At 55.4% G+C, this 15,340-nt stretch carries 11 protein-coding genes, 1 pseudogene and 1 riboswitch; of the genes and pseudogenes, 9 read left to right on the forward strand and 3 right to left on the reverse strand.

Annotated features, from left to right (window positions below; genetic code table 11):
* The first annotated feature begins 8 nt into the window (after nt 1-8).
* The 4 genes from queC to AB5Y83_RS13905 all read left to right on the forward strand — a co-directional run bounded on the left by queC (nt 9) and on the right by AB5Y83_RS13905 (nt 2,253).
* Nucleotides 9-716, forward strand: coding sequence for a 7-cyano-7-deazaguanine synthase QueC (queC, locus tag AB5Y83_RS13890; protein ID WP_206877013.1), 708 nt, complete (start codon nt 9-11; stop codon nt 714-716).
* Between the two features lie 61 nt (nt 717-777).
* Nucleotides 778-1,449 carry a 7-carboxy-7-deazaguanine synthase QueE gene (queE, locus tag AB5Y83_RS13895; RefSeq protein WP_168769897.1) on the forward strand — a complete coding sequence of 224 codons (672 nt, stop codon included), beginning with the start codon at nt 778-780 and terminating at the stop codon, nt 1,447-1,449.
* 1 nt (nt 1,450) lies between these two features.
* Nucleotides 1,451-1,681, forward strand: coding sequence for a DUF3820 family protein (locus tag AB5Y83_RS13900; protein ID WP_005337126.1), 231 nt, complete (start codon nt 1,451-1,453; stop codon nt 1,679-1,681).
* On the forward strand, nt 1,678-2,253 hold the full coding sequence (locus tag AB5Y83_RS13905) for a cob(I)yrinic acid a,c-diamide adenosyltransferase (RefSeq protein WP_026034843.1): 576 nt from the start codon (nt 1,678-1,680) through the stop codon (nt 2,251-2,253). The genes AB5Y83_RS13900 and AB5Y83_RS13905 overlap by 4 nt, the downstream gene beginning before the upstream one ends.
* 69 nt (nt 2,254-2,322) lie before the next feature.
* Here AB5Y83_RS13905 and AB5Y83_RS13910 read toward each other — a convergent pair whose 3' ends face one another.
* Nucleotides 2,323-2,727 carry an H-NS family nucleoid-associated regulatory protein gene (locus AB5Y83_RS13910; RefSeq protein ID WP_368175349.1) on the reverse strand — a complete coding sequence of 135 codons (405 nt, stop codon included), beginning with the start codon at nt 2,725-2,727 and terminating at the stop codon, nt 2,323-2,325.
* 302 nt (nt 2,728-3,029) lie between these two features.
* Nucleotides 3,030-3,201, forward strand: a riboswitch (Lysine riboswitch).
* Between the two features lie 88 nt (nt 3,202-3,289).
* On the opposite strand from AB5Y83_RS13910, the gene AB5Y83_RS13915 reads away from it, so the two are divergent.
* The 3 genes and pseudogenes from AB5Y83_RS13915 to AB5Y83_RS13925 form a co-directional block, all read left to right on the forward strand.
* Entirely contained in the window at nt 3,290-4,870 is a 1,581-nt protein-coding gene (locus AB5Y83_RS13915) for a Na+/H+ antiporter NhaC family protein (protein ID WP_368175350.1), read from the forward strand.
* A gap of 91 nt (nt 4,871-4,961) precedes the next feature.
* On the forward strand, nt 4,962-5,543 hold the full coding sequence (locus AB5Y83_RS13920) for a thymidine kinase (protein ID WP_005337121.1): 582 nt from the start codon (nt 4,962-4,964) through the stop codon (nt 5,541-5,543).
* A gap of 114 nt (nt 5,544-5,657) precedes the next feature.
* Nucleotides 5,658-6,773 (forward strand): annotated as a pseudogene (locus AB5Y83_RS13925) (IS3 family transposase); the annotation flags it as partial.
* Nucleotides 6,774-6,779: 6 nt separating this feature from the next.
* Here the strand turns inward: AB5Y83_RS13925 and AB5Y83_RS13930 are convergent.
* Together AB5Y83_RS13930 and AB5Y83_RS13935 are read right to left on the reverse strand one after the other, a co-directional pair.
* A protein-coding gene (locus AB5Y83_RS13930; protein WP_368175351.1) for an IS3 family transposase occupies nt 6,780-7,942 on the reverse strand; the annotation gives its coding sequence in 2 pieces (ribosomal slippage) (nt 6,780-7,687 and nt 7,687-7,942; 1,164 coding nt in all).
* 217 nt (nt 7,943-8,159) lie between these two features.
* Nucleotides 8,160-13,358, reverse strand: a complete 5,199-nt coding sequence (locus tag AB5Y83_RS13935; RefSeq protein ID WP_368175352.1) for a RecQ family ATP-dependent DNA helicase — start codon at nt 13,356-13,358, stop codon at nt 8,160-8,162.
* 356 nt (nt 13,359-13,714) lie between these two features.
* On the opposite strand from AB5Y83_RS13935, the gene AB5Y83_RS13940 reads away from it, so the two are divergent.
* Both AB5Y83_RS13940 and AB5Y83_RS13945 read left to right on the forward strand, forming a co-directional pair.
* Nucleotides 13,715-14,245: a class I SAM-dependent methyltransferase gene (locus tag AB5Y83_RS13940; protein WP_368175408.1), complete on the forward strand. Its 531-nt coding sequence runs from the start codon at nt 13,715-13,717 to the stop codon at nt 14,243-14,245.
* On the forward strand, nt 14,229-15,302 hold the full coding sequence (locus AB5Y83_RS13945) for an HNH endonuclease (RefSeq protein WP_368175353.1): 1,074 nt from the start codon (nt 14,229-14,231) through the stop codon (nt 15,300-15,302). Before AB5Y83_RS13940 ends, AB5Y83_RS13945 begins: the two co-directional genes overlap by 17 nt.
* Nucleotides 15,303-15,340: the final 38 nt, after the last annotated feature.

The raw sequence follows: 15,340 nt of genomic DNA on the forward strand, positions 1-15,340 counted from the left end.
TTATCAAGATGAAAAAAGCAGTCGTGGTTTTCAGCGGTGGTCAGGACAGCACTACTTGTCTGGTGCAGGCATTGGCCCGGTATGATGAAGTGCACGCCATCACCTTCGACTATGGCCAGCGCCATCGGGAAGAGATCGACACCGCGCGCCGTCTGGGCAGTGCACTGGGGGTTGCCGCCCACAAGGTGATGGATGTGACGCTGCTCAATGAGCTGGCGGTCTCTGCCCTGACCCGTGACGACATCCCGGTCAGCTGCGAGCTGCAGGATAATGGCCTGCCCAACACCTTCGTGCCGGGCCGCAATATCCTGTTCCTGACCCTGGCTTCCATCTATGCCTATCAGGTGGGCGCCGAAGCGGTGATCACCGGTGTCTGCGAGACCGACTTCTCCGGCTATCCCGATTGCCGTGACGAGTTCGTCAAGGCCCTCAATCAGGCGGTGTCGCTGGGGTTGGATCGCGGCATCCGTTTTGAAACTCCCTTGATGTGGCTCGACAAGGCCGAGACCTGGGCTCTGGCGGATCACTATGGTCACCTCGACACGGTGCGCCAGCAGACCCTGACCTGCTACAACGGCATTGCCGGTGACGGTTGCGGCACGTGTCCTGCGTGTGAACTGCGCAGTCGCGGCCTGAACAACTATCTGGCCGACAAGGCGGGCATTATGGCCAGACTGTTTGAGAAAACCGGGCTGGGTGAGAAAAGCGCAGAGTGAGCCTGCGTCTTGCCGTGGCTTGGGGTATAATCCGCGACTTTTGCAATAAGCCGTGATCGAGATGCACTACCCAATCAACGAGATTTTCCAGACCATCCAGGGGGAGGGCATCTTTACCGGCCTGCCCGCCATCTTTGTTCGCCTGCAGGGTTGCCCGGTGGGCTGCCCCTGGTGCGATACCCGTCATACCTGGGTTGTTGATCCGGCTCGTGAAGTGGGCAAGGCGGCGGTGCTGGATCGCTCCAACGAATCCGATTGTTGGAGCCAACTTAGCACCGCGCAGATTATCAAGAGCTTTACCGACCTGGGTTATCAGGCGCGCCATGTGGTGATCACCGGTGGCGAGCCCTGCCTCTACGATCTGCACGAACTCTCGTCAGCCCTGCTGGCGGCGGGTTATCAGGTGCAGATTGAAACCAGTGGCACCAGCGAGATCAAGACCCATGAGCAGACCTGGGTGACCGTCTCCCCCAAAATTGGCATGAAAGGGGGGCTGCCTGTGCTGGTCTCGGCGCTGGAGCGGGCCAACGAGATCAAGCATCCGGTGGCCACCGAGCACCATATTGAAGAGCTGGATACGCTGCTCGCTACTGCTACCCTGCGCCCTGATGTGGTCATTGCCTTGCAGCCGATCAGCCAGAAGCCAAGGGCCACCCAATTGGCGATGGATATCTGTATCGCGCGTAACTGGCGACTCTCAATCCAGACTCATAAATATCTGGATATTGATTAATATGGATTGGCTATCCGACGAACAGGTGCTGCTGACTCTGACCAACAAGATGCCTTACGGTAAATATCAGGGTCGGCGTATCATCGATATTCCCGAGCCCTATCTGGTGTGGATGGCGCGCAGCGGTTTTCCTGCGGGTAAATTGGGCCAGACGCTGGCGTTGGCTTACGAAATCAAACTCAATGGACTCGAGTCCATGATTATTCCCATTATTAACAGGATGTCGGTATGAGAATATATACGAGGCAGGGCGACAAGGGCATGACCCGGCTGGCCGATGGTATCCAGTTGCCAAAGGATCATTTGCGGGTCGAGACCTACGGTTATATCGATGAGCTCAACTCCCATATTGGCTTGCTGATTTGTGACGTCCCGTCGCAAGAGCTCTGCTTATTGGCTGATTTACAGCTGTTGCAACAGGAGTTGTTTGATCTGGGGGGCGAGTTGGCATTCTCCAGTGACGCCCAGAATGAATCGATTTGGCAGGTTAATGCCGCTTGGACAACTCGCCTTGAACAGCAGATAGATCGTTATAGTGAGCCATTGCCACCGCTGCGCCAATTTATATTGCCGGGTGGTTCCCGTGCCGCGGCGCAAGCGCATGTGGTGCGTACTCTGGTGCGTCATTGCGAGCGCTTGCTGCTGACATTGAGCCGGGAAGAGCGGGTCAATCCCGAGGTGCTGCCCTATCTGAACCGGATGAGTGACTGGTTCTTTACCGTTGCCCGCTATCTCATCTGCGTAGCAGGGGATCGTGAAGTGCTGTGGGTCAAGGCAGCAGATCGCCCGCAATCGGCTATCTGATATGTCACGTTTAAGCGGCAATAAAAAACCTCGCCTTGGCGAGGTTTTTTATTCGCAACGAGATTGAGATCAGATAGCAAAATCTTCCAGTGATTTGCCTGCTGCCACTGCGTTGGCAATGACCGAAGGCATACGGCCCTGGCCGGTCCAGGTTTTCTCTACGCCATTATCCTGATAGCGATATTTGGCCGGACGTGGCGCCCTCTTGGCTTTTTCTGATTTGCCGGGGTTGGTAGCGACAGCGCTTACCAATTCTGCCGGGTCAATACCGGCGGCTTTCAGCATTTCGCTATATTCGTTAATTTTCCGCAGATGCTCTTCACGGGCCTGACGCTCGGCAGCTTCATCCTGCTGACGCTCAGCAACGATCGCAGAGAGTTTTTCCAGTGCCTCTTCCAGTTGTTCCAGAGAAAGCTCGCGGCAGGTCGCACGCAGACTGCGGATATTAAGCAGTACCTTTAAAAATTCATTCATAGGAGTTACCACGTCGAGTCAGAGAAAAATATTATGTTCCAGCTGATTCTTGCTTGGCGATTTAAATAAGTCAAGCCGGGTTAAATATAATATCCGTGGGGAACATCAATACAGATATTTAATATGGCCTGCAATAGGCTTGGTGATTGGATGCCAATGAAGCCGCAGTAGGTGAAAATAGCGTCAAAACAGGCGTTATTGCATCATTTGACTACCATTTTTCGACCTTGATATGTTTATCGTGACTATTTAATCAAAAAACTTGCTATAAGCTGCCATCTCGATAAAATGTGCGCCGAATACCTTTAAGTAGAGGCGCGCTGCCTATGAGTATTTGTGCGGAGGGTGATGCCTGTGATGCACAAGGAAAGGAGTCAGCGCCGAAGTGGCCAGGCCATCATACCGGGCTGCTGGTTCTGCATCTAATAGGTGCAGGACTGCCATAGTCATCCACTATGGAGCGCTACCTGAAGGGGCTGAGGAGTATGACCTCCCCATAGGTTTTGTTTCTTTAGATCCTCTCGGTAGATCTCCACCTGTAATCTTTAGGTGCAAAGAGATCATGGACATTAGTCATTTCGCCGACTCCGGTTGGTCCGTTCTTCCCCCCCTGTTGGCTGTCGCGCTGGCGATCATGACCCGCCGCGTGCTGCTGTCTCTAGGTGTGGGCATCGTCACCGGCAGTCTGCTGCTCAATCAGTTTTCACCCCTCGAATCCCTGCATTACATGTTGAATACCGTGCTCAAGATCTTCTGGGTCGATGGCGCGCTCAATCGTGACAATGTCAACATGATCCTGTTTATGCTGCTGCTGGGTGGCCTCATCAGCCTGATGAGCGTCTCCGGGGCGACCCGTGCCTTTGCCGAGTGGGCCGAGCGTCGTGCCAAGACCCGCAAGGGCGCCAAAGCCCTGACTGGCATGATGGTGTTTGCCTTCTTTATCGATGACTTCTTCCACAGCCTGTCGGTGGGGGCCATCTGCCGTCCGGTGACCGACCGCTTCCAGATCTCCCGTGCCAAATTGGCCTATCTGCTGGACTCCACCGCGGCGCCGGTCTGCGTGCTGATGCCCATCTCCTCTTGGGGCGCCTATATCATCGCTCTGGTTGGCGGCATCATGGCGGCCCACGGTCTGACTGAACAGAGCCCCATCGCGGCATTTGTCGAGATGATCCCGATGAACCTCTACGCCGTCTTCACCCTGATCATGGTGCTGGTGGTGATTGCATTCCAACTCGATATCGGCCCGATGCGTCAACACGAAGCGTGGGCGCTGGAAGGCAAGCTGTGGGATGAGTCCAAGGGCCGCCCCATCGGTCTGGATATGGAAAGCCCGGAGGAGAGCAACGGCGGCATGATCGACATGGTACTGCCGATCCTGACCCTGACCGCCGCCACCATCTATTTCATGATCGATTCCGGTGCTGCGGCGCTGAGCGAGAAAGGGCTGCCCTTCAGCGTGCTTGGCTCGTTCGAAAACACCAACGTCGGCTCTTCGCTGGTTTACGGTGCCCTGTGCAGTCTGGTGGTCTCCATCGGTCTGGCTATGCGCCTGAAGCTGGGTGCCAAGAACTGGATCAAGGCCGCGCCGCAAGGCGTCATGGCCATGCTGCCAGCCATCAACATCCTGCTGTTTGCCTGGACCATAGGTGCCGTGGTGCGCGACGTGGAGACCGGCAAGTACCTGGCTTCGCTGGCTAACGGCAACCTGCCGATCGAAGTACTGCCTGCTGTGGTCTTTATCCTCTCCTGTGCCATGGCGTTTGCCACCGGTACCAGCTGGGGCACCTTCGGCATCATGCTGCCGCTGGCCGGTGACATGGCTGCCGCCAGCGACATCAGCCTGATGCTGCCGATGCTGGCTGCGGTACTGGCTGGCTCGGTGTTCGGGGATCACAGCTCGCCCATCTCCAGCACCAGCATCCTCTCCGCCACCGGTGCCGGTTGCCATCACATCGATCACGTGATGACCCAGCTGCCTTATGCGCTGGCCATCGCCTTCGGTGCGGCCATGGGTTACCTGGCGATGGGCTTGATGCACTCCAGCCTGGCCGGTTTCAGTGTCAGTGCCCTCTGGTTCGTGCTCTTTACCGGTTATCACCTGAAAAAGGCCAAAGCGCGGCCAGTGCTGGCCACCGCGTAACATTTATAGAGCAAGGGGCCCGCGGGCCCCTTGGTTTTGTCAGGGGCTTTGGTTAGCATGCGCCCCATAAATTCAGTTTCGGAACAGTATCATGGCTTCACTGCACTACAAATTTGCCACCATGAATTCAGGCAAATCCACCCAGCTCATTCAGGCACACTTCAACTATCTGGAGCGGGGCATGCATCCTCTGGCGATGACGCCAGCCATTGATGATCGTTTCGGGGTCGGGGTGATCAGTGCCCGGGTTGGCCTTGAACTGAAGGTGGACGTGTTCAGCGACAGCTGCGATCTGTTTGAAATGGTGAAAGAGCGCCATGCGAAGAAACATATCGATGTTTTCATCGTGGACGAGGCCCAGTTCCTGACCCGTGAGCAGGTCTACCAGTTGGCCCGCATCGTCGATGAGCAGGATATTCCGGTGATGGCCTATGGCCTCAAGACCGATTTTCGCGGCGAGCTGTTCCCGGGCTCCTACCATCTGCTCTGTCTGGCTGACAAGTTTGAAGAGCTGAAGAGCATCTGCTGGTGTGGCAACAAGGCTCACATGAACTCCCGGGTCAATGAAGCGGGGCAGGTGATGCGTGATGGCGAACAGGTGGAGATCGGTGGCAACGATCGTTATGTGTCGCTTTGCCGCAAGCACTATCTGGAAGGTCGGGCCTACAAGTAAGTCGGCTGCGATATTTGAATCGTCGAGAAGGGTGCCAATCTGGCGCTCTTTTTCTTTTCCTTGTCCCATCCTGAATATGGTTTACACCTTTCCCTCCAATAAATGGAGAACCCGATGGGACAAGGTGTGAAACGGACACAGCACGGTTACTCGCTGACTTTTAAACTGTCACTGGTCGAGAAGATTGAAAAAGGCGAGCTCACCTACAAACAGGCTCAGGTGCGTTATGGCATTCAGGGCCGCTCCACCGTTCTGGTATGGTTGCGTAAACATGGTCGGCAAGATTGGAGCCAGGGGGCTTCTGTACGTGCCGGCAGGAGCATCACCATGCCTGACCCCGACAACCAGACGCCAGAACAGCGCATCAAGGAACTCGAGCAACAGCTGGAGCTGATGAGTCAGAAGGCCCAGTTCTTTGAGGCCGTCGTCGATGTACTGAAGAATGACTACGGCGTCTCCATCGTAAAAAAGCGACCCGGCAAGTCCTCTCGCAGCGGCAAGTCGAGAGACTAACCTTGCCTGTTTCTGGGGATAAGCCGGCAGGCTTACTACAAGCGCAATCGGGTCGCCGACGAGCGCCATGCACAAGGGCTACAGGTGGTGCGCTTCGTGCGTCAGGTTCGACTGCGACAACCTCGGGTGGGCACTCGCAAGCTGCATTATCTGCTGCAGGGTCAGGATGATGGCGGGCTCAAGGTCGGGCGTGACAGACTGTTTCAGATATTGGCCGAGCACCGCCTGCTGGTGCCACCCAGACGGGCGTATCACAAGACCACCCACAGTTTTCACCGTTTCTACCGTCATCCCAACTTGCTCAAGGCGGGGCCGGAGCAGGTCTGGGTCGCAGATATCACCTATCTGCCAGCCAGGAGCGGGCCGCTGTACCTGAGCCTGGTGACGGATGCCTACTCACGCAAGATAGTGGGCCATCACGTGCACGAAGGGATGCACGCCGAGTCGGTGGCGATGGCGTTCAAGAAAGCACTGAAGCAACGCTGTGGCAGCGGGGAGCTAATCCATCACTCGGACCGCGGCGTGAAGTATTGCTCGGGGCTGTATCAGTCATTACATGAGCTGTACGGGGTGAAATGCTCGATGACGGATGGGTATGACTGTTACCAGAATGCGTTGGCGGAGCGGGTGAACGGGATTTTGAAAGGAGAGTTATTGTTGCAAAGCCCGCAGGATTTGACGCAAGCGCGGGAAATGGTGCGTGAAGCCGTGGATATGTAGTGGTCAACTAAATCCGGACACTTGGTTAGGCCGATCCTCGGCTTTTGCTGGCGGTATCCCGTCATTGTGGTGATGTGGACGCCGCCAGTTGTAGTAATCCATCAGGTAATAACTGATATCCCGCTTTGCCTCCCGCACGCTCATGTATCCCATAGCCGGAACCCACTCCGTTTTAAGACTTCTGAACAATCGCTCCATCGGGGCATTATCCCAGCAGTTGCCACGCCGACTCATGCTCTGGGTCATGCGATAGCGCCACAGTCGTTGCCGAAATGCCCTACTGCCATATTGGCTGCCCTGGTCAGAGTGAAACAGCACACCAGATGGGCAACCACGCTGCTGATAGGCCATCTCCAGTGCTTTGATTGCCAATTCTGCATCAGGTTTATCAGACATCGCCCAGCCCACGACCCGCCGGGTGTGCAGGTCAAGCACCGCTGCCAGGTAATGCCAACGGCCACCAGCCCAGACGTAGGTGATATCGCCACACCACACCTGATTGGGTTGCTGGACATCAAATTCGCGGGCCAGCAGATTGGGGATATCCGGTCGCTCAGACTGGGCGACCTGATAACGATGAGCGCCCGGCTGTTTGGATACCAGCCCGGCTGCCTTCATCAGGTTACGTACTTTGAATCGACCAATCTGATACCCCAACTCCCGCATCATCGACATCAAGGCGCGGCTGCCTGCAGAGCTCCTGCTCTCTTTGAACAACCGGCGCAACTCACTGCGTTGCTGTATCCGCTCACGGTTAATCGCCCGTCTGCGGGCCAGATAATCGTAAAAACAGGAGGTGGGCACATCGAAAGCGCAGCAGACCAAGGTGATGGGGGCTTGCTCCCTTAATCGGTCTATCAGCGCGTACGTGTGAACTCGTCCGCCATCAAGAGAGCAGTAGCCTTTTTTAGAATGTCCTTTTCACGTTCGAGCCGGTTGATACGGGCTTCCAGCTCCTGAATTTTTTGCTGCTCCGGAGTCAGTGCTTTGCCGATGGGGGTTGTACCACAGCGTTCGGATTGCAGTTGCTGAACCCAGCGGCGCAGTACGGTTTCACCGACATCCAGTGAACGGCTGGCTTCAGGGACAGAATATCCTTGGTCGAGCACCAAGGATGCGGCTTCGAGTTTGAATTCGGCAGTAAATGAGCGACGTAATCTTGTCATTGAACACCTCAGGTCATAGTGGCGACTGTACCACCTAAAATGGTGTCCGGGATGATTAGACCACTATAATCTGCTGCCATTGAGCATGAAATTGAATCGACGCATAAAAACTCCCAGGTAAGGGAAGCTGGGTGATTATGACCTGAATTGAGGCTATTAGCTGGTGCTGCAAGTCGTGAAGGTCTATCCCGGTAGCATGGGGGGCTACCAGTTTGGTTCATAACTCCAGCTCGATTATGGGGATCTCCCAACGTTCGCTGCGCATCTTGGGTTGATACTCATCCTTTTCCTGCTCTTTACGCCGCTCTACCAAGGCGATCACTCTGGCTTCGCGGATTGTATTCACATCGAATTTCCAGGTTTCTTCTCCCTGTAGGGAGAGGCGAGCGATCTTGTGACTGCGGTGATAGACATGGAGCCTGTCCTGTTTGTCGGGGGCAATGCGTACGGCATCGCCTACTTTCAACGCTCTCAGTTCGTTGTGAATAGTCTGGCCTTCATCACTGTGACCTGCATATCCCAACACCAGTTGCGACATACCCATCATGGCGAAACGACGTTGTCTATCCGGTCGGGTTGCGTTAGGTCTCTGCACGTAGCAGTGGGAGGCGATCAGTGGAATATGGGGATTATGTTGATCGTGGCGAGCCATGAGAACCAGCCTTTCGATAGCACGTGTCATCCCCACATAGAAGAGGCGCCGCTCTTCTTCCAGGTTACTGGTCGATAGCTCCGCCGCGCGTTGCCAGCCACCGTCGAGAAGTATCACATGGCGATACTCCTCCCCCTTAACCCCATGTACCGTACTTAACAATACCCCTTTACCGAAGCGGATCTGGCGCTTTTGCTCGCTCAAATACTCGTAGAGGAACATCAGGAAGTGGTGGGCAGAAAGAGCGTGCTCTCCCTGGCTGGCTTGCCATTGAGCAATCAGATTGTGCAGTAGCTCCTCCCAACGGTTGGCCAGTGAGAGTGGAGGGAGAGGGGCTGCAAGTTGCTCCGCTGTCAGCAGGGCATGACCTTGCTGTTGTAGCCAATTCTGATAGCGCAAGATTTCACGGCAGCGATGCACAGGAAAACCGTTCTCTTTATCCAGAGTAAAACGACAGGGAATATCGGCATCTGCCAGTGCCGAGCGTACCCAGGCCAGTTCCTCCTTCTCTAGCCCATTACGGGCCAGCACGGCGATAGATTCCAGCGGGCAAGTGGGAGTCTTCTCACGGATAAGCGCGATATGTCTCACGACCTCGGCTGCCTGTTGGGCTGCATCCTGGCACTGCTGGATGATGACGCGACCCTGTGCTGTCTCCATCCCCTCCCAGTGCCCCCCAGCCACTTCCATCTTGCGCCTGTCGTCGATCTCGATGGGATGTGTACGCTTCATGCGATCCTGATTGTGCTCAATCAGGCGGTTGGAGGTCTCGATGATGTGGGCGGTGGAACGATAGTTCCAGGTCAGGAAGTGAGTCTGGGCGTTGTAGTCTTGCTCAAAGCGGCGAATAAAGCTGACGTTCGCGTCGCGAAAGGCGTAGATCGATTGGTCATCATCACCCACAGCCATCAGATGCAGTCGGGCCTCCTCATCCTCTTCGCTTTTGCCCACCAGTGCCGCGATAAGCTGGTACTGTTGTTCATCAATGTCTTGATACTCGTCGACGAGCAGAAATTGCAGCCCACCGAGCAGCTTTTCCCGCTGCTCTTCCAATTCGAGACCAAGCTGGTTCTGCTCTCCCCGGAGCAGCTTGATTGCGTCATCAATGATGGTGGTAAAGTCGATATCGTCGGATGTCCGGTTTTGCACCGCATTGCCTGTCAGACTCATAGCGAGACCGTGAAAGGTGAATACCGAGACCCGTGCTCCATCACGCCCCAGCAACTCGGTCAGGCGTCGGCGCAGGGACATCGCCGCATTATGGTTGTAACAGAGCAACATGATCCGCGATGGGGAGATTTGCTTGACCCGCATCAGGTAGGCGCAGCGGTGGATAATCACCTTGCTCTTGCCTGAACCCGGGCCTGCCAGTACCAGCAAGTTTTGCTCGGGCGGAGCCTGAACGATCTGCTCCTGGGCACGGTTGTGAAGATCTTCGACAATGCGCTTCCAGGAGTGTTCGCTGGTCGCCAGCTCCAGGATTTTGTTGCGCCCTTTGAAGTAGTGACCGAGGAACTTGTCAGCTTCCATGGAGAAGTAGTCTGTCACCAGCTTTTTGGCTTTCTTGAAGTGCTCCAGGCTGATGCGGGCGTATTCATTCATCACATGGATCTGAATCACCTTCTGGCGATAGTGATGCTCAAGCGGCTGATAGTCTGCCTTGTTGTATTGTTGCTGCCGCTCAGCGGTCAGAGTGAGGGTCATGGCGCTTCGGAACACTGCAAGACCATTTTGCAGCACGATGGCGTGTTGCTCATGCAGGTAGAGCAGTGCCCGCTCTGCCCCTTTGAGCAACCACTCCTGCTGGCTGCTTGCCTCCCGCTTGTTCATTAGCTGAGCCACATCCATGTCTTCTCGCAGGTATTTGACCAGTTGTTCCAGGGCAAATGACAGCATCACTTGGCGCTGGACACTCTCTTCGCTGCTTGCCAACAGGGTGTAGAGAAAATCGAGGGTGGCGCCTGTGACGCGATGGCGTTGATCAATTGTCTGCTCAATCTGGGACCAGGTTCGGTTGAAGGTGAGTTGGTAAAGATCCCGAGAGAGATATTTGACATCAATGGAGCCTTTCTCGCCCCCCGAGCGACCATCCTGAGCCCAGCTGGTCAGCAAATTGCGCAGCAAGCCAGGGTTACACCGCTCATGCCCCAGATCTTTGATGGCCTGATTGACCAGTCGAATGTTAAAGATCAGCCCTTGCCCTGTATCAGGTTCGGGTTCTTTTTCACGCAAGGTGTCCAGCATCGCCTTTTCAATGCTGTGTACTTGCCCGCAGAGCACCCGGGCATTGTCTCTTCCTTTGGGGCGAAGCCAGGTAGTCAGTAACATCCCCTGAGAGAGAAGACCGACATCCGCCATCTGGGTGAGTACCCGCATCACTTCACTGGCCTGAACACCACTTCCTTTGTCTGCCATGTATTGGCCTGCCTCTTCGGCAATGGCATCGGCACTGAGACCATCATCGTCGGCAGCACTCATCAGCGCCTGGATAACAGCTTGCCAGATGGCTTTGGCCTTGGGAGCCAGTTTCAGACTCTCTACCCTTTTCATCGCCTCCTCGGTGGAAGCAAACAGAGGGCGCCCCTGAAAAACCTGAGTGATGTTGTCGCTACGCTCCAGATAGCCCGCTCGTTCGAGCCAGGCAATAGCTGTCTTGACCTTGGTATCCGCATTGCTGTCATCGGCAGCGAAGCTGGTTTCTACCTCTGGCTGGTTGATGAGCTCTGCACTGGTGGCGACCAGTGGCGAGTTGTTATCCTGCTTGCCTCCTTTGCTGGCCCTGAGCCTTATTCCGCGCAGGATCTGTTTGATATCGCGCAGGCTGACTTCACTCATGGCCTCGAGCTGAAACTGTTTCTCGATATCTTGTTCATCAAACAGCAATACGCAGTGGGCTTGTGCTGTATCGCGGCCAGCTCGTCCCGCTTCCTGTAGATAGTTTTCGAGGGAGCCGGGGATATCGGCATGGATCACCAAACGCACATCATCCTTGTCGATCCCCATCCCGAAGGCATTGGTCGCGCAGATGACCCGGATCTCGCCATTGATAAATTGTTCGAGGGTGGTTTTCTTCTGGGCACTGTCCATGCGGGCGTAAAAGCGTGAGACAGGGAGGGATTGTTGCTGACCGAGGAAATCGGCCAGCTCGTCCACGCTGCGCTTTGTTGCGCAGTAGATAACGCAGGAACCGGGCTTTTCCTCACCGAAGAACTGCTCGAGCAGGTTAAGGATATGGCCCTGTTTATTGAGACCGGGGCACTCAACGACGGCATATTCGAGGTTGGTACGTTCAACCCCTCCTTCCAGTCTGAGAAGAGGTCGGGGCTGTTTGTCGAGAAACTGGGCGCAAATATCCTCAATCACATCCGGTTTGGCGGTCGCGGTATAGCAGAAGACTGGAGGCATGGGGACCTGCTGTTCCTTGGCAATTGTGGCGATGGCCTTGGCGCAGTAGAGATAGTCAGGGCGGAAATCATGTCCCCATTTCGACAGGCAGTGCGCTTCGTCAAATACCCAGCCACCGATTTGACGTTGTCGTATTGCTTGTTTGACTGTGCGGTTGCGCAACTGCTCGGGGGAGATATAGAGCAAGGCGATATCCCCCATGCGGATCTGTTCAAGAATCGCGCCTCGCTCTGGTAGCGTCAGCAGCCCCGAGATAGCGGCAACCCCTTCAATACCGGCCTTGTGTTTAAGGTTGTCCACTTGATCTTTCATCAGTGCCTGCAGGGGGGATATCACGACCGTGAGAGCACCGCTTCGCTGGTTACGCACCAGTGCCGGGAGCTGGTAGCAGAGCGACTTGCCACCGCTGGTTGGGAGTATGCCGAGCAGTGCGACGCCAGCCATGGCTTCCTCGATCAAGGTCTTCTGCAATGGTGTCCCATCAGGCAGGTTGCGAAAGTTGTCGAGCTCGAAAATTCGCTGCAGATGGCGGCGTGCGTCGTGGTTCTCCTGACAATAGCTGCAGTCAGCATGACCGCAGTGACGTTCACGAACTGTGTGAATGATTTCTGCGGTCTGGGGGAAGCGGCGCCAAATCCAGGGGGGCAATACGGAGTTCCCGCCGGACACGGGCAACCAGGCGCAGGCATAAGCCAATGGTAACAACAGCATGGGTTGACGCAGGGCATCACCAATCACTCGGTTGAGCTGATTGGGGCACGCTTTCTCATGGGCAATGCTCTTGATGAGAGTGGGTAGCTCCGAGACCCGCACTGGCGGGCGGCCTGTCAGTCTGGCAAACACCAGTGACAGACCCTGAGTGTTAAATTGCGCCATGACTCCCTGGTCGAACAGATATTGATAAAGCTGCAATTGGGACAGGGGTAAGGCTTGTAGTGCTATCAGCTGTTCCGAGAAGATCTGCAATGCGAGCCTTGCATCCGCGACCGGATCATTGAGGGTATCCCGAACCAGTTTGTAATCCTTGACCAAGCGGTGATAGGGGTTTTTGGGAAAGGCAAGGGGAGATAGATAGAGGGTATCTATTACCGGCTTTTCGAGAAGCAACTGGGGACGTACAGCCTGTTTGGCCAACCAGGGGAGATCAAAATCGAGAATATTGTGACCAAGGACTACATCTGCCCCTTGTGCCAGCGCATTTAGCTCCTTGAGTGCGAGATCCTGCGGGCCCTTGAGATTGAGTTCACGACCAGCCAGGAGCGCCCCCAGATGACGGAGTTTTTCGTCCCGGGTCAGTTCAAGGTCAAAGGAAAGAATCTTGTCATCCCCAAACAGGGTCACGACATCAGTCGAGTTCATTAATAGCCATCTCCATCTGGCGTTGACCTCTCATGGCGATAATAAGTGCCAAGAGATCAGTGAGTTGGCCGAATATTACCCGAAATGTTGAATGATGGCATCATTCAGAGCCCTCTGGCCGCGGTTCTTTTGGCGGACACCCGGTTTTGTAAATGCCGCTGCCCGATTAATCGTTCATGTTGGGAAAGTGTCGTTCTGGCCATGGCCAACTAACTGATCTTGTGAGATTATTTTACTTCCTTCTCCGTTCGGAACGCATTGTGTCCCTCGACTACTACCAGTGCCATGCCACCGAATTGGCGACTCGTTACCAACAGGTATCTGCGCGCGCCGTTCACGGCGACTGACTCACACTACTGGAGCCTTGGCTCCTTGCGGCACCGCGCAGGTTACTCGATGTGGGGGCCGGAAGTGGTCGTGATGCCGCGTTTTTAGCCGAGCTCCATCAGGGCAACATGGTGGTCGCTGTCGAGCCCTGTCAGGCACTTGCTGCGCAGGGGCAATGTCATACCCGTGAGGCAGCGGTGGCGTGGGTCAATGACGCTATGCCTGCTCTCTCTCGCGTGACCGGTACTTTTGATCTGATTTTGCTCAGTGCTGTCTGGATGCATCTACCCCCGGAGTCTCGCCCCTTGGCTCTGGCACGTCTTCATGAGCTGCTCTCACCAGACGGCTATCTGGTACTGAGTCTTCGCCTGACTGTGTCGGAGCTGGAGATGCGGGAGCGAGCCATGTATCCGGTAGCTGTCGATGAAGTGGAGCTGTTTGCATTGGAGGGGGGGATGACACTGCTCCATGTGTCAGAGCCACAGGGGGATGCCTTGGCGCGTAGCGGCTTGAGTTGGCAGAGTCTGATCCTTGGGGGCGAACATGCACGCCTCCCCTGAGCAACAACTCGCTTTTATTGTCTATCTGCAACGCATCTTTACCGAAGGCGACTTTGTTGCCACTTACAAGTGCGCCTTACTTCACGGGATTGCAGATATCGCAATTGAGCGCAGTACCGAGACCCATGAGCTGATGGCGGCGCGCACTATTACGCTGGACGAACTAGCCACCAAGTTTGTGGAGCTCTATTGGCAGCACAGTCTGCCCTACTCGGCAACGGGAGAAACGGCTACCTTGCTCAAACAGAGCTGCGGTCGTCAGGCCATCATGCTGACGGAGTTGTCGCGGCTGCGTGAAGAGGGTGTCCGCTCGGTGACTGCACTGCGTCGTCACGACGCCTGGCGGCCTCTTCTTGCCCGAGTTCGGCGCATCCTTGTTGAGGGGCCCTTGTGGCGTCTGCAGATCCTGGGTGGGCGAGAGGAGTGTCACCTCTATCCTCATCAAAGGGGCACGGATCATATCTGCCTTAACCCCGGCATTCTCTACTGTCTCCACCGCTTTTACGATCTGGTGGTCTCTCTCTCCCGACAGCATTGGTTACAGCTTATCTGCGACATCAAGGGTAATCAGCCACTGATTGGCCCAAGTGTGGGGTTGGAGAATTTTCTATTTGGTTCAAGCCGTCAGGCGCTGGGGCGAGTAGGAGAGGTATTGAGGGACTTGCAGGGGGGAACCTGTTTTTACTGTAACAAGGCGATACACGGGAGTGGTGAGGTAGACCATTTCATCCCCTGGCGTCGTTATCCAATCGATTTGGGCCACAACTTCGTATTAGCACATGCCAACTGTAACCGGAGCAAACGGGATTTTCTTGCCGCGCCCGAGCACAGGGATGCTTGGTACGAGCAGAATATCCTGACTCACGGGGCGTACCTCACCGATGAGCTGGCCCCTCTGGTGAGCGTCGATGCCGAGCGTTCTACTGCCATTGCTACTTGGGCCTATCAGCAAGCACTCCGTGAGCATGCTCGGTTGTGGCGCGGTATTGACCTGTTTGTGGACGTGACAGCCCCCAGTGTGGGGATGAGTAATCCAGGCTTCTCTAGACTCTTCTGAGGCAGATACGAAAAAGCCCAGCCAAAAGGCTGGGCTTT

The organism is Aeromonas sp. R5-4, from assembly GCF_040908215.1.
GTDB lineage: Bacteria > Pseudomonadota > Gammaproteobacteria > Enterobacterales > Aeromonadaceae > Aeromonas > Aeromonas veronii.

Excerpts from the sequence above, each read along its gene's own strand:
- AB5Y83_RS13920 (WP_005337121.1), top strand. The coding sequence starts at position 4,962 with ATGGCTTCACTGCACTACAAATTTGCCACCATGAATTCAGGCAAATCC.
- queE (WP_168769897.1), top strand. The coding sequence starts at position 778 with ATGCACTACCCAATCAACGAGATTTTCCAGACCATCCAGGGGGAGGGC.
- AB5Y83_RS13945 (WP_368175353.1), top strand. The coding sequence starts at position 14,229 with ATGCACGCCTCCCCTGAGCAACAACTCGCTTTTATTGTCTATCTGCAA.
- AB5Y83_RS13915 (WP_368175350.1), top strand. The coding sequence starts at position 3,290 with ATGGACATTAGTCATTTCGCCGACTCCGGTTGGTCCGTTCTTCCCCCC.
- AB5Y83_RS13905 (WP_026034843.1), top strand. The coding sequence starts at position 1,678 with ATGAGAATATATACGAGGCAGGGCGACAAGGGCATGACCCGGCTGGCC.
- queC (WP_206877013.1), top strand. The coding sequence starts at position 9 with ATGAAAAAAGCAGTCGTGGTTTTCAGCGGTGGTCAGGACAGCACTACT.
- AB5Y83_RS13900 (WP_005337126.1), top strand. The coding sequence starts at position 1,451 with ATGGATTGGCTATCCGACGAACAGGTGCTGCTGACTCTGACCAACAAG.
- AB5Y83_RS13935 (WP_368175352.1), bottom strand. The coding sequence starts at position 13,358 with ATGAACTCGACTGATGTCGTGACCCTGTTTGGGGATGACAAGATTCTT.
- AB5Y83_RS13910 (WP_368175349.1), bottom strand. The coding sequence starts at position 2,727 with ATGAATGAATTTTTAAAGGTACTGCTTAATATCCGCAGTCTGCGTGCG.